The sequence below is a fragment of the Undibacterium sp. Ji50W genome, assembly GCF_049340445.1.
Taxonomy (GTDB): domain Bacteria; phylum Pseudomonadota; class Gammaproteobacteria; order Burkholderiales; family Burkholderiaceae_D; genus Undibacterium.
In genome coordinates this window covers 104085-116893 of record NZ_JBMPOX010000003.1, presented here as the reverse complement: position 1 = coordinate 116893, position 12809 = coordinate 104085, and the positions used below count along the sequence as shown (strand labels likewise).

12 protein-coding genes and 3 pseudogenes are annotated in these 12809 nt (G+C 54.2%); 4 read left to right on the top strand and 11 right to left on the bottom strand.

From position 1 onward, the window contains the following. Positions 1 to 51: 51 nt before the first annotated feature. The 3 genes and pseudogenes from ACO0K9_RS07475 to ACO0K9_RS07465 all read right to left on the bottom strand — a co-directional run. Positions 52 to 444 (bottom strand): annotated as a pseudogene (locus ACO0K9_RS07475) (hypothetical protein); the annotation flags it as partial. A 249-nt stretch (positions 445 to 693) separates the two neighbouring features. After that, positions 694 to 831 (bottom strand): hypothetical protein, encoded by a 138-nt coding sequence (locus ACO0K9_RS07470; RefSeq protein ID WP_422983375.1) that lies wholly within the window; start codon positions 829 to 831, stop codon positions 694 to 696. Between the two features lie 50 nt (positions 832 to 881). Further along, positions 882 to 1613 (bottom strand): SDR family oxidoreductase, encoded by a 732-nt coding sequence (locus tag ACO0K9_RS07465; protein WP_422983373.1) that lies wholly within the window; start codon positions 1611 to 1613, stop codon positions 882 to 884. Between the two features lie 94 nt (positions 1614 to 1707). Between ACO0K9_RS07465 and ACO0K9_RS07460 the strand changes: the two genes are divergently transcribed. Continuing rightward, positions 1708 to 2613, top strand: a complete 906-nt coding sequence (locus tag ACO0K9_RS07460; RefSeq protein WP_422983371.1) for an AraC family transcriptional regulator — start codon at positions 1708 to 1710, stop codon at positions 2611 to 2613. 145 nt (positions 2614 to 2758) lie between these two features. Here the strand turns inward: ACO0K9_RS07460 and ACO0K9_RS07455 are convergent. The 5 genes and pseudogenes from ACO0K9_RS07455 to ACO0K9_RS07435 form a co-directional block, all read right to left on the bottom strand. Then, positions 2759 to 3387 (bottom strand): annotated as a pseudogene (locus ACO0K9_RS07455) (NAD(P)-dependent oxidoreductase). Next, on the bottom strand, positions 3384 to 4460 hold the full coding sequence (locus tag ACO0K9_RS07450) for an alkene reductase (protein ID WP_422983369.1): 1077 nt from the start codon (positions 4458 to 4460) through the stop codon (positions 3384 to 3386). The pseudogene ACO0K9_RS07455 and the gene ACO0K9_RS07450 overlap by 4 nt, the downstream one beginning before the upstream one ends. 80 nt (positions 4461 to 4540) lie before the next feature. Further along, a complete protein-coding gene (locus ACO0K9_RS07445) occupies positions 4541 to 5410 on the bottom strand; it encodes an SDR family oxidoreductase (RefSeq protein ID WP_422983367.1) in 870 nt (289 codons plus the stop codon). Between the two features lie 105 nt (positions 5411 to 5515). Further along, positions 5516 to 6088 (bottom strand): SRPBCC family protein, encoded by a 573-nt coding sequence (locus tag ACO0K9_RS07440; RefSeq protein ID WP_422983365.1) that lies wholly within the window; start codon positions 6086 to 6088, stop codon positions 5516 to 5518. A 25-nt stretch (positions 6089 to 6113) separates the two neighbouring features. Continuing rightward, positions 6114 to 7043, bottom strand: coding sequence for an NADP-dependent oxidoreductase (locus ACO0K9_RS07435; protein ID WP_422983363.1), 930 nt, complete (start codon positions 7041 to 7043; stop codon positions 6114 to 6116). 108 nt (positions 7044 to 7151) lie between these two features. Between ACO0K9_RS07435 and ACO0K9_RS07430 the strand changes: the two genes are divergently transcribed. After that, positions 7152 to 8036 carry a LysR family transcriptional regulator gene (locus tag ACO0K9_RS07430; protein WP_422983361.1) on the top strand — a complete coding sequence of 295 codons (885 nt, stop codon included), beginning with the start codon at positions 7152 to 7154 and terminating at the stop codon, positions 8034 to 8036. 719 nt (positions 8037 to 8755) lie between these two features. Here the strand turns inward: ACO0K9_RS07430 and ACO0K9_RS07425 are convergent. After that, positions 8756 to 8913: pseudogene (locus tag ACO0K9_RS07425) on the bottom strand (IS701 family transposase); the annotation flags it as partial. Positions 8914 to 9236: 323 nt separating this feature from the next. On the opposite strand from ACO0K9_RS07425, the gene ACO0K9_RS07420 reads away from it, so the two are divergent. Continuing rightward, the gene (locus tag ACO0K9_RS07420) at positions 9237 to 11216 is read left to right on the top strand and encodes a PAS domain S-box protein (protein WP_422983359.1); all 1980 of its coding nucleotides are present in this window, start codon (positions 9237 to 9239) and stop codon (positions 11214 to 11216) included. Positions 11217 to 11386: 170 nt separating this feature from the next. Here ACO0K9_RS07420 and ACO0K9_RS07415 read toward each other — a convergent pair whose 3' ends face one another. Continuing rightward, complete coding sequence (locus ACO0K9_RS07415; protein WP_422983357.1) at positions 11387 to 11566, bottom strand: hypothetical protein; 180 nt, start codon at positions 11564 to 11566, stop codon at positions 11387 to 11389. A 177-nt stretch (positions 11567 to 11743) separates the two neighbouring features. Continuing rightward, positions 11744 to 11950, bottom strand: coding sequence for a hypothetical protein (locus ACO0K9_RS07410; RefSeq protein WP_422983355.1), 207 nt, complete (start codon positions 11948 to 11950; stop codon positions 11744 to 11746). 426 nt (positions 11951 to 12376) lie between these two features. Here ACO0K9_RS07410 and ACO0K9_RS07405 point away from each other — a divergent pair, with 426 nt between their 5' ends. Further along, positions 12377 to 12793: a BON domain-containing protein gene (locus ACO0K9_RS07405; RefSeq protein ID WP_422983353.1), complete on the top strand. Its 417-nt coding sequence runs from the start codon at positions 12377 to 12379 to the stop codon at positions 12791 to 12793. The last annotated feature ends 16 nt before the right edge of the window (positions 12794 to 12809 follow it).

The following is a 12809-nucleotide window of genomic DNA, read 5'->3' as shown; positions in this document are numbered from 1 at the left end:
TTCAAGGAGCAGGCAAAGCCATCGCTGCGAAACGCGCCAAGTGTGCTTAAGTTAATGGTTATTAAATCCGACCTGTAGTCTTCCTATTCCACCCCAGCACCAATCTCCGCCCGCAGTTGTTCCAATAACCACCGGTGCCCAGCATCTTTTTCGCTGCGTGGATGCCACTGACAGGTCGAACTGTCCTGCTTCCAGCGGCAGGTCAAAGCTGTTGAGGCGGTCGGCGTGGGCGGACAGGAAGTCTTCGGGCATGGTGCAGACGAAGTCGGTGGCGGTCACGATGGTTGGCACTAGGCTGTACTGGGATACCGAGATTGCCACTTCACTCTTCAAGCCGCGCGCTTCCAGCAAACCGTCCATGAAGCCGCGAAAGCCGCCTTCGTTAGAGACAATCACATGACGCAGGGAGCAATACTGTTTTAATGGCAGTGGGCCGGTGCCATGCGGATGTCTCTTCGCTGGCCTAGCCTGTGATACATACGTGCGATCTGCCGTACCCGCGGCGCTTCTGGTGTGAAGCGGGCACTACCGGGCAACAGGTCAATTTCGCTATATAAATTATCGAGGTAACGGAACTTTGGCGAAGAACCACGAATCCCGGCAGTGCCTCAACTTGGTGGGCATTTGTATAAGGCTGCGCATGTCGCTTATCTATGTTGTGCGGTGCGGACGACACCCCCAGCGCTATCAATGTCATTGAGATAATGTCGATTTACGCCTGGACATGTCGCGTATGCCAGGCAATGCCAGGGTGTAGTTGGATGTGTTGCTACTGTCATCCAGGCTGATCGCCATGCCGCAGTGATCAAATGCTTCTGAAAACAATCCCATGTTAATACATGCACCCGCCAGCCACGACGGCGCCTCGCGAGGCGCCGTTGTTACATCAGCGCCACCGCATCTGCACCGGCTGCAATGCGCAGCGGCGCATTCGGATCGGTGGCTGCCAGCCACACCGCTTGCACCACATCAGCAGGCTGTGTGACCTCCTCAGTCGATTGTGCCCAGCCGGCAAACACATCTTGCGCCATCATCGCATACGCTTCCAGGATCTGTATGCGCTGCTGCGCGTTGGCGCCAAAGCTGGTGGTTGGTGAGCGGCCTGGTAACACAAGGTTGACCCGCACGTTGAACTGTTCCAGCTCCAGCGCCAGAGATTCAGTGAAGGCGTTGACCGCCGCTTTGCTGGCCGTGTACAGCGACAACAGCGGCAACGATTTCAACGTCACGCTGGACGTCACGTTAATTACCACGCCCGCCTTGCGCTGGCGGAACTGTGGCAGTACTGCTTGCGTCATCGCTATGGTGCCAAAGGTATTGGTCTCAAAGACCTCGCGCATGGCGGCCATCGGCGTGCCCTCCACTGCGCCCAGCATACCGATGCCGGCGTTGTTGACCAGTACATCGACCGGACCGGCAGCATCGAGCAGGTTACAGATGCTGTCCGCATCGGTGACGTCCAGTGGCAGCACGCGCAGTCGCTTCGAGCGTGGCAGCAGTTCTTCATCTGGCACGCGCATGGTGGCGATCACTTGCCAGTCGCGCTCAAGGAAATAACGGGCGATTTCAAGCCCGAAGCCGGACGAACAGCCGGTAATGAGGATTGTTTTCATGCGAACTCCTGTGGTTGGGTGTGAGTCACTATAGCGCGCAGGGTCTGGACTTGCTACAATCAACCGTCCATATTTCGTTAGTCAGAGTCCAGATATGATCGATCCGCTTGCCGAGGTGGTGACGCTGCTGCAGCCGCGTGCCCGGTTCTCGAAAGTCGTTGGCGGCGCTGGCGCCTGGCGCGTGCGCCGCTCACTCGAGGGACAGCCGTTTTACTGCGTAGTGCTGGAGGGCACCAGCTGTCTCACGGTGGCAGGGCAGGCGCCGCTGCCGTTGCAGCAGGGCGATTTTGTACTGATACCGGAGTCGCACGATTTTGTCATGTGCAGCATGCAGCCACTGCCGGAAGATGCGCCCGACCTGTTGCCGGTCGCGCTGCCAGGTGGCGAAGTCCGCCTTGGCAGCACATCCGGCCCGGCAGAAACAGTGCTGCTGGTTGGCCATTGCGCTTTTGATTCGCCGGACGCAGCCTTGCTCGTGTCCTTGCTGCCGCGATTGATCCACGTGTGTGGTGAACAGCGCCTGGCCACCATCGTGCGACTGGTCGGCGAGGAATCGCGCGCCAAACGGCCGGGGCGTGATGTGGTGCTGGCGCATTTGCTGGAAGTGCTGCTGATCGAAGCACTGCGCTCGACGGCGGGTACGGCCGCTTCGCCAGGCTTGCTGCGCGGGCTGGCCGACGAACGTCTGGCACAGGCACTGCGGCGCATGCACGCGGAGCTGACGGCGCCCTGGACCGTAGCACAACTGGCCAAGGAAGCGGCCTTATCGCGCTCCGCGTTCTTTGATCGCTTCAGCCGCGCAGTCGGCGTGGCTCCGATGGAATATCTGCTGCGCTGGCGCATGGCCAAGGCCAAGAGCCTGCTGCGGCAGCGGACCGATAGTGTGGCCGAAGTGGCCGAGCGTGTCGGCTACGGTTCAGCCAGTGCGTTCAGCGCTGCGTTCACGCGGCATGTGGGTTTGTCACCCTCACGTTACGCACTTACGCCGCCGCCCGCTTGACCACTTGCGGCTGGCTATGCAACACGTCAAGCCGCTGGGTGGCCGGGTTTCCACAAGGAGGAAGAAGCGGAGATGCCATAGCACCATGATCGGGCTCTCCGCGTTTCGATCATACATCCACCGCCTTGAAAAATACTCAATGCACTTACCACGTGATCAGCGGAGAGCGATGCAACCAGGTATTGGCACTCACTTGATCCAAGACGAAGCTAGCAACGTCTTCTCGTGAAATGGAGCCGCCATGGAAGTCGGAAAGATCCGTGAGCGCGCGAATCGAGTTGCGACGAGTCTTATCGTTCAGGACGGTGGGTCGAACTATAATCCATTCGAGCCCGCTGTCCCGAATGATAGATTCCTGCCGATTTTTGTCGGCATACACTTTACGCAAAAGAAGTGGGAGGATCAGCTTGTCGAAGGCAAAGCCGCCGTGGCCAGCACTGTCACCCGCACCAAGCCCGGTGATGCAGACCAAGCGTGATACATGTTCCGCCTTCATCGCACTGACCAACTCGCGCGTCGCTGCGGAGAGCGACGTAACCTCTTTGAATGGACTGACTGCGGTGCCCAGCACGCTTATCACCGCATCCTGGCCTTTCACGGCTGGCGCAATGACATCGCATTGCGAGCGTCCCCTGTGACTAGCGTTACCCCCTTCAGATCAGCCGCTTTCTGCGGCGACCGTACCAGCGCGGTGACTTGGTGTCCCCGGGCCAACGCCTGTTCGACGATATGGCGGCCGGTTCCGCCGGTCGCTCCAAGGACGAGGAGTTTCATTGTTGCTCTCCTGCCTGTGGGTAATCGATATAACCCTTGGCGGTACCGCCGTACATCGTCGCGTGGTCCGGGGTGGCCAAGGCATGCCCGTCACGGAAGCGCTCGGGCAGGTCAGGGTTGGGAATGAACAGCGAGGCGAAAGAAACCGCATCTGCCAAGCCTTTGCTCACGACTTCTTCCGCGGACTTCTGATCATAACCATAGTTCAGAATTAACATGCCCGAGAAAATCTCGCGCACCTTCGGGGAAAAAGGCTGCACGCCTTCGGGCAATGTCGCCAATTCCATAAAGTGCAACATGCCCAGCTTCAGTTTCTCCAGCTCACGGACGACGTGCAGATAGGTTGCCTCTGGGTTGCTGTCGCTCATGCCGTTATAGGGATTGCGAGGCGACAAACGCACGGAGACGCGCTCGGGGCCCCAGACATCGCTGACGGCCTTCGTCACTTCCACGAGAAAGCGTGAGCGGTTTTCCAGGCTACCGCCGTACTCGTCCGTGCGTTGGTTGGAGCCGTCTTCCAGGAATTGCGCAGGCAGGTAACCGTTTGCCGCATGGATCTCGACGCCATCGAAGCCGGCTTCCTTGGCCAGTTTCGCCGAATTCTTGTAGTCGGCGATTATGGCCTTTACTTCGTGCGTTTCCAGCGCACGCGGAGTCACCACGTCCTTCGGGCCGGACGGGGTATATGCTTGTCCTTGAAAGGCAATAGCCGACGGCGCGACCGGTAAGCTGCCACCGTGGAATTCAGGGTGGGAAACGCGTCCCACATGCCACAGCTGCAGGTATATCTTGCCACCCTTGGCGTGAACGGCTTGTGTGATCTTCGTCCAGCCTTGGACCTGCTCCTGCGTATGGATGCCCGGGGTGAAGATGTAGCCGACACCTTGTGGGCTGATCTGGGCGGCTTCGGTGAAGATCAGGCCGGCCGATGCCCGTTGGACATAGTATTCAAGCATCATGTCATTGGGCTTCTGCTCCACGGCCCGTGAGCGAGTCATGGGCGCCATGAAGATGCGATTTTTGAAGCTGAGTTGGTTCTTGGTAAAGCCTTGTTGTAAAACTGACGTGGTCATGATGTTTTCTTTTAAGTTGGATAATTAACAGTGGTGGTCGAGTAGATCATGATGATGTTCCCTGGCCTGATGTTCAGCCGTCAGGCCAAGGTCACAATCTCGGAAACGAAGTCGCGATAGGAACGAAGGGGACGCCCCAGGAGCGTGGTCAAACGTTCCACATCGCCGGCTTCCGGAATCATTCCCTCAGTGAGAAAACGCTCGCTCATCAGGCGCATATCAAAGGCCATCCAGCTCGGCATGAATTGTCGAAGGTTTTTCTCAAACCCGGCGGTATCATCGCCCGGATAGCCGATCGGACGACCCAAGACTTCTGTCCAAATCGCAGCGACATCTGCGCCGGTCAACGTGTCAGGGCCAACGAGATTAATCCGGTCCAGTGGAAATGGGACGGTGGTTCGTTCTCGGCGGATAAGTTCGATGGCTGCGATCTCAGCGATGTCGCGCGTATCGACCATTGCCAGGCCCTTGCTACCGATCGGCATGGGATAAATGCCGTAGCTGGTTACCACATCCTTGATCGTGAGGTCGTTACCCATGAAGTAGGCGGGGCGCAGGATGGTTGCGTTGAGTCCCATTTGCTCGATCATGCGTTCAACGCCGAATTTGCCTGCGAAGTGCGGCACGTTCACGTAGAGGTCACTATGAATCACGGAGAGGTAGACGATCCGTTCGATGCCGGCCTCTCGGGCGACGTTAAGCGCGATCAGCGCCTGAGTGTATTCGTCGGGTGCCACCGCGTTGAGCAGGAACAGCGTCGAGGCACCGGAGAAGGCGGCGCGCAGCGAATCGACGTCGAGCAGATCGCCTTGGACGACGTCGACGCCTGTTGGGAAGTTTGCCTTCGAAGGGTCGCGAACGAGAGCGCGAACATCGGCGCCTCGCTTCACGAGTTGCTCGACAACTTGGCGGCCGATAGTGCCGGTAGCGCCGGTAACGATAATAGTCATGATGATTACTCCTTGGTATGGTTAGTAAATTCAAAGGTGGATAGAAACTCTCGATCAACTCGACACTGCTCTATCCACAGAAAGCCGTGCCGGGTGCACGTAGCGTTAGAGGAGATTGGCGAAATGCCTGGCGACGTGCCTCAAGCAGACGTCCATATACCCCTTCCACTGGGTACCGACAAATAGCCCCAGCGGAATCTTGGTAAAACTGTTTCTGGCCAAGAACGTATAAGTCCATGTCACCTGAGTACCGCCTTCCGTAGGTGTGAACCAAAATTGCCCACGTGCATAAGACATCAGATGTTTCAACGAAAAGCTCGGATCGCTGACCCGGTATGCGAAATACGAGGGACGGTCGTAATGCGTAATCTCTTCGTTGACGGTGCTGCCATCCAGTAGGTGCACGATACGGGTTGAACCGGGCTGATCCCACGGGCCGGAGACGTTCGAAGTTGACGCGACACCAGGCACAAGCCCGTAACCCGTCAGGATCTTCGGCAAAACATCTTGCGCGGCAACGAAGTCGAAAACGTCGCTGATGTCGCCAGGAATGAACATCTCCCGTGTGACAGCAACTTCTAACCGCGCCGTGCGATCGGCGGCAGGATCGACACCGTCTTTACCCAAATGTCTGCTGCTCGATTCAGGATCGGCACGCATGGTGTTTGCAATGCTCATGTTTTTCTCCTGTTAAGAAAGGTGATTAAAGGGAGAAATTCACTACGGTCTTACCGACTTGCGGCTGAGTCCGGTTACGCTCGATCGCTTCAGGCAGTTTGTCGAAGCTGACGACGGCGTTGATCTTTGACTGTAAGCGTCCGTGCACCACGTCTTCTGCGATCATTTGCAGCCGTGCGGCATCCGATGTGTTCATGAACCACAGGCCCCGGCGCCCTGCGGGGGTGCTCGCCAGAATGGCTGGCGATGCGGTGCTGACGATGACGCCATCTTCGGCAAGAACGGACCACGAGCGATTCAGCATCTCGCCGCCGACGTAGTCGAGTACAAGGTCGATGTCGTTAGCCGAGGCTTCGAATTGCGCTTTGTCGTAGGCGATGACATGGTCAGCGCCCAGGCTGCGGACGTAGTCCGCGTGACTATCCAAGGCGGTGGCAAAAACTACTGCTCCGGCTTGATGTGCGTACTGCACCGCGAATCCCCCAAGACCACCAGCCGCGCCTTGGATAAGGATCCGCTGGCCGGCCTGGATCGGACCGGCAAAATTCAGGCTTTGCCATGCCGCCACAGACGCCACAGGCAAGGCCGCCGCGTCCACGAAGCTCAGCGAGTCTGGTATCAGGCTAAGATTGGCCTCGTCTACCGCTACCAACTCGGCATAGGCGCCCAGGCCACCGCGTGGTCCCATGACGCGATCGCCTTTGCGCAGTTTGGTGCCCGGACCCACCGCTTCGACCACTCCGGCCAGTTCGATGCCTAATACGGTCGGCAATTGCAATGGGAAAGCATCTCGGACATAGCCTTCACGGACCTTCCAGTCCAGTCCATTGACACCGGCGGCCTCGACGCGGACCAGCACTTGGCCTTCTTTTGCCGTTGGTGCCTCGATGGACGAAATCTGGATGGCGGATGGGCCGCCGTATTCGGTAAGAATCAATGCACGGATGTTGTTCATGACTAAACTCCTTTGTGGTGTGGGTTGCGTACGAACAAATAATATGTTGTTCCACATTAAAAACAAAGACTGTAAAATGTAGACACTTCGTTTCAAAAGTGAGACATAATGGATTTCAATGCCCTTGAAGACTTCCAATTGGTGGCCGCTCACGGCGGCTTCGGAAAAGCCAGCCGCGCCAGCGGGCGGTCGAAAGCGACCCTGTCGCGTCGTGTTGCTGACCTCGAAGAAGCATTGGGGATACGGCTCATCGAGCGGGGTGCCCGTAGCCTGGAGTTGACCGAAGCAGGTCAACTGCTGCGAGCCAGAACGGAGGGACCAATGCACGAGGTCGCCGATGCAGTTGCAGCAGCGCGAGACGGCCTGGCGACGCCGCGAGGGCGTCTGCGCATCGCGGCACCGCTCCTGTTTTCGCAGTTGGCACTCGGGCGAATTGCCGCCCGGTTCCTGGCCAGCTACCCGGAAGTACAGATCGAAGCCGTGGCTGAGGACCGTCTCGTCAATCTAGTAGACGAACACTTCGATGTCGCCATACGGATAAATCCGAGCAAAGACAGCGCCTTGGTTGGCAGATGCTTTGCCAGGGACAGGATGGTCCTTGCGGCAGCACCATCCATTCAGATGCCGAAGGGAGATCGTGACAAGCCATTTCCCGTTCCTGCGGTCGTCACGACTAGCTATCGCGACGGGGACATCTGGTCCGTTCGTAATGGTCAGTTCACCATCGAACCGCAGCCTGTTCTGCGTCTGTCTTCGCTCCTGATGGTTCGGGACGCTATTGTCGACGGCGCAGGGGCAGCGATGCTGCCGCAATCCATCGTCGGGAGCTTGCTGGAAAAAGGGGAACTGGTATCGTGGGGAATTGCCGGCGGCGAAGTTGAGCTTTGGGTTCTGCACACCTCTCGCCGTTTGCAGAGTCCCAAAGTCCGGGCTTTCGTGGAGTTCATGTGCGAGCAATATCCCAATGGGTCGTTCAACATTCCAATCCGATGAATTGAATCAGGCTGTGACGCGATTAAGCTGAGGACTTCGCCGCCGTTCGGTTATAGATTGTTCTTTTGCTCGCTGAATTGATACTCATCTAGCCATCCTCCCTTCGGCAAGCGCCGAGAGATAAAGTTACGGTGCGAACCCACTTTATCAAAGGAGAACGGCATATTATTTTGTGGCATAGACCTCCATTCGAACAACAGCATTGACGCGGCGCACGAATTGAACGGACATACGCTCATCGGCCTCAAGCGCCTGATGGAAGTGGTCGAAGACGTCGGCGGCCGCCTGTCAGTGGTCCTGGCCGGTCACCCAAAACTGCGCAAGGATTTGTGCCGACCGACAATGGAGGCAATCGGCTACCGCACCGACATTGCGGAGTTCGTATGGACGGCCATTGCCCGAGTCCGTACAAATCATAGAAAAAGATCACGAGGACTCAAGCTTGGATGTCTGGCGCAAAAGCTGCCAGGCCCTGAGTGCTCGAGCGGTGGCGAGGTACTCGTGGACCAACGGCGTTAAGTCCACGGTGTCGGTATTCGCTTGCACCTCGTTCTGGGACGCAATTCCATTATTGACTTCACGCAGATGAGGGATTTCTTCTACAGTGTGGACTTGCGACATTGACGCGCTCCGAAAATAAATAACTTCTGCCGTGCGTATTTCACGCGGTAAATAGTCAAGTTTTTTATTTGTTGATATGGATAGGGCTTACCTAAATTTCATGATGTCGATGGGCTTTTTGGTTGCATACAAAGATAATCGTCAATTAATCCTTGCTTGACACGCTAATGGTTTGTTGAGTTTGTCTGGCGATGACGGGCAGTCTGATCTGAACCAACATGGCACAGGCAATGTGATTGCGCTGGATACGTGCCCGGCCCTGACAAGCTTCGATCGTAAAGTGCCACTATGGGGCAGTAACAAAGATGTGATTGAATTTCTTGTGGCCTGGTAACCTTGGCTTTGGTCAAGTATCGTCGGACAAAAAGTAATTTCTTTGTACGCTACCGTACGATTGATGGGCTTCGCCGGAGCTATAGTTGCACGAACTATAAAATAGAATAGTTTCCGGACGATCATGCCGCCATCAGGCCTCGTTCGGTTTGACGCGTCGTGGAAGTACGATACCCAGCTCTTATCCGTTATGGCAAATACGGTTGATACACTAGCTTACAAAGTTTGTTACCGTGGAAACAGCCGATGTCCATCCGAAATTTACCTGAAGATAAAAAACTCATTGAGGTGCCGCGCTTTCAGCTATTGGTTGATGCGATCACTGACTACGCGATATATATGCTGGACATTGATGGCCGCGTGATAAGTTGGAACGCCGGTGCGCAAAAATTCAAGGGCTACCTATCGCAAGAAATCATTGGCCAGCATTTTTCCCGGTTTCATACAGCAGAGGACCAGAAGGCAGGTGTTCCCGTGCGTGCGCTTCAGATTGCTGACACTGAAGGTCGTTACGAGAATGAGGGTTGGCGCGTGCGTAAAGATGGGTCCTGTTTCTGGGCCAGCGTGATCATAGACGCCATCCGGGAAAACGGTCAGCTAGTTGGCTTTGCACAAATTACCCGTGACATCACTGACCGCAAGAAAGCGGAAGAAGCATTGCGTCTGAGCGAGCAGCAATTTCGTATGCTGGTGCAGGGGGTGACGGATTATGCGATCTATATGCTGGACAAGGACGGTTATGTCAGTAACTGGAATGCCGGTGCGCAACGTATCAAGGGATATCGACAGGAAGAAGTGATCGGTACGCATTTTTCTCGCTTCTACACGCAGGAAGATCAGAATAGCGGGGTACCACAACGCGCGCTATTGACAGCCAGGACCGAAGGTCGTTTTGAACAGGAAAGCTGGCGTGTGAGGAAAGATGGCAGTCAATTTCGTGCCCATGTGGTGATTGATCCTATTTACAATGCCTTCTACGAATTCGTTGGTTATGCCAAGATTACCCGGGACATTACCGAAAAGTATGAAGCGGCAATCGCGCTGAAAAAAACCGAGCAAGCATTGCAGCACGCGCAGAAGATGGAAACAATCGGCAAATTGACGGGTGGCATAGCGCATGATTTTAATAACCTGCTACAGATCATTTCAGGCAACCTTCAACTATTGTCCGCAGAGATCGTCGGTAATCCGCATGCGCAGAGGCGCGTTAACAATGCGCTTGCCGGTGTCAGGCGTGGTGCTAAGCTGGCCAGCTATTTATTGTCTTTTGGGCGGCGTCAGGCGCTCGACCCCAAAGTTGTCAACATTGGTCGTTTTGTGATTGATATGGAAGATATGCTGCAGCGCAGCCTGGGTGAAACTATCGAAGTTGAGACCATACTGGCTGATGATTTGTGGAATACCTTTGTCGATGTCGCTCAAGTCGAAAATGCTTTACTTAACCTGGCAGTCAATGCACGCGATGCCATGGATTCCGTCGGTAAGCTCACCATAGAAATCGGTAACGCGGTTCTGGATGAAAATTACGCGCGCACTCACGCAGAAGTCGACGCTGGTGATTACGTGATGCTGGCGGTGTCCGACGTCGGCTCAGGCATGCCGCCAGAAGTTGTGGCCCAGGCATTTGAACCGTTTTTCTCGACCAAGGCTGAGGGCAAGGGAACAGGATTGGGTTTGTCCATGGTGTATGGCTTTGTCAAACAGTCGGGTGGCCATGTCAATATATATAGTGAACTTGGCTATGGTACTACCATCAAACTTTATCTTCCACGTTCGACAGAGCAGGAAGGTAGATTGGCGATACAGACAGCGGAAAAGATTGTCGGAGGAACCGAAACTATTCTTGTGGCAGAAGATGATGAGCAGGTTCGTACTACTGCCATCGAGATACTGAGCGATTTAGGCTATAAGGTATTGCATGCCGGCGATGCCGAAAGTGCCCTGGCAATCATTGGCACCGGTGTCAAGATTGATCTCTTGTTTACTGATGTCGTCATGCCCGGGGCATTGCGAAGCCCTGAACTGGCACACCAGGCGCGCGAGCGTTTGCCGGATCTGGCGGTATTGTTTACCTCGGGCTATACGCAAAATGCCATCGTACATGGAGGACGGCTGGATGCCGGCGTGGAATTGCTGAGCAAGCCCTATAGCCGTGAAGCGCTGGCACGCAAGGTCAGGTCTGTGATTGCTAATTGCAAGCAGCATAAAGCATCCAACCCCTTATAGTAACCAGTAATATCGATGTCACAGCTATGCAATACCGCACATTGCATCGTATCGGATAGATGTCGAGCCTGCCACAGCGCGCTGATATATTCGCATACCACTCAAATTCAAAATACTTTCAGATGACGACTGCCGTCGGTTCCTGTGCTGGTAACGAATCGGTTTTGTTGCTACAGAGATTGATTGGTTATGGCCATCTCGATTTTTCGCAAAAACTGATCCTTGGCGGCACTTATTTCTATATCTGACATTGAAGGCAGGCGGCTGATCAATTTATCGAGTGTATCTTTAAAATCTGCACTTGAACTGTCGTTTGGATTGTTCGAATTTTCTTTGACTTTCTTGGCCATGCCTATTCCTGTCTATTAAATATACGCCTGGCGTTGGCTGATTCCATGAACATAAGCAGTAAAGAAAAATATATGTTCCAGTTTATTGCATCGTCTTTCGTTTCCGGTGCGCAAATGAACATTGTCAGTTACTGCGCCAGACAGGTGAGCGCCAGGCTTTTTTGGGGCTCCCTCCATTTAGCTGGAGAAATACATGGTTCGCAAATTTCGACGGTGCTCTTCCATTTTCTTCAATTGCATATGGTGCTTTGCGGGAGTCAAGTTTTTCGGATTTTTAGCGCAGCCACCCTCTGTCGCTGTAATACCAGGATCAACTTTTTGTTCGTTGAGCGCAGAAAGTTTTTGATTTTTGGTTGAAAAATGGAAACCGAAAAAATTCCTCATGATGACTCCTCTGAAAAGATAGGTTGGTTACGTAATTTCTCTAGCGCATCAGTAACAGTATCAGCAGGGCCGACAAATTATTGCAGTTACTCTGCGATAGAGCTGTCATGGTAACTAGAATCCCGCATATTCAGTACCGGACAATAGCGACCACATTTGTAGGAAAAATCTTACCACTCGCCTTTATGCAATCTATACAGGATTTTCTGTTTATTCAACATTGTTATAGGTAAAAAAAGGCCAACGTGATCAGCCACATTGCTGAAATCCGGTATTGATAAAGGTGTATTTCTCCGATGAAATAACATTGCTTATCTTTGCCTCTTCCTGCTTCCAGTTCCGTGTGACTTACCGCACAGATGGTAGGTGATTAATTATTTTAATCTATCGCCACTTGTCCACAATGGACTTAATCAGGAGGAAAGAATGGGACGAATATTAAATCAGGTTGGCTGTGCCGCTTTGCTGGGCCTCGCCATTTTGCCAGGGACAGGTTTTGCAGCGGATCCAGTTCCCCCCGTTGTTACAGAAGGGAAAAGTGCGTCTAACGTCGACAATACGGCGATCAATAACCGTGACAAATATGCCGGGAATAAAACGCCAGCAGATCAAGTCAATACAAAAGCAGACCGCAAGCTTCTTGCTGCAGTCCGACGTTCGGTCGTGCACGAAAAATCGCTGTCAATGATGGCCCATAACATCAAAATTATGGTGGATGCGGGTGTCGTTACTTTACGCGGTCCGGTAAAAACCGCAGACGAAAAATCGCAAGTCGAAAAAATCGTCCAGGCTGTCAATGGTGTTAGTTCTATCAATAATTCACTGGATGTAAAAACCAATTGAACCTGGGCAAGCAAGG

What these genes read in the sequence shown, in the direction of transcription:
- ACO0K9_RS07470 (WP_422983375.1), bottom strand. Translation starts at nt 831, where the DNA reads ATGGGATTGTTTTCAGAAGCATTTGATCACTGCGGCATGGCGATCAGC.
- ACO0K9_RS07465 (WP_422983373.1), bottom strand. Translation starts at nt 1,613, where the DNA reads ATGAAAACAATCCTCATTACCGGCTGTTCGTCCGGCTTCGGGCTTGAA.
- ACO0K9_RS07460 (WP_422983371.1), top strand. Translation starts at nt 1,708, where the DNA reads ATGATCGATCCGCTTGCCGAGGTGGTGACGCTGCTGCAGCCGCGTGCC.
- ACO0K9_RS07450 (WP_422983369.1), bottom strand. Translation starts at nt 4,460, where the DNA reads ATGACCACGTCAGTTTTACAACAAGGCTTTACCAAGAACCAACTCAGC.
- ACO0K9_RS07445 (WP_422983367.1), bottom strand. Translation starts at nt 5,410, where the DNA reads ATGACTATTATCGTTACCGGCGCTACCGGCACTATCGGCCGCCAAGTT.
- ACO0K9_RS07440 (WP_422983365.1), bottom strand. Translation starts at nt 6,088, where the DNA reads ATGAGCATTGCAAACACCATGCGTGCCGATCCTGAATCGAGCAGCAGA.
- ACO0K9_RS07435 (WP_422983363.1), bottom strand. Translation starts at nt 7,043, where the DNA reads ATGAACAACATCCGTGCATTGATTCTTACCGAATACGGCGGCCCATCC.
- ACO0K9_RS07430 (WP_422983361.1), top strand. Translation starts at nt 7,152, where the DNA reads ATGGATTTCAATGCCCTTGAAGACTTCCAATTGGTGGCCGCTCACGGC.
- ACO0K9_RS07420 (WP_422983359.1), top strand. Translation starts at nt 9,237, where the DNA reads ATGTCCATCCGAAATTTACCTGAAGATAAAAAACTCATTGAGGTGCCG.
- ACO0K9_RS07415 (WP_422983357.1), bottom strand. Translation starts at nt 11,566, where the DNA reads ATGGCCAAGAAAGTCAAAGAAAATTCGAACAATCCAAACGACAGTTCA.
- ACO0K9_RS07410 (WP_422983355.1), bottom strand. Translation starts at nt 11,950, where the DNA reads ATGAGGAATTTTTTCGGTTTCCATTTTTCAACCAAAAATCAAAAACTT.
- ACO0K9_RS07405 (WP_422983353.1), top strand. Translation starts at nt 12,377, where the DNA reads ATGGGACGAATATTAAATCAGGTTGGCTGTGCCGCTTTGCTGGGCCTC.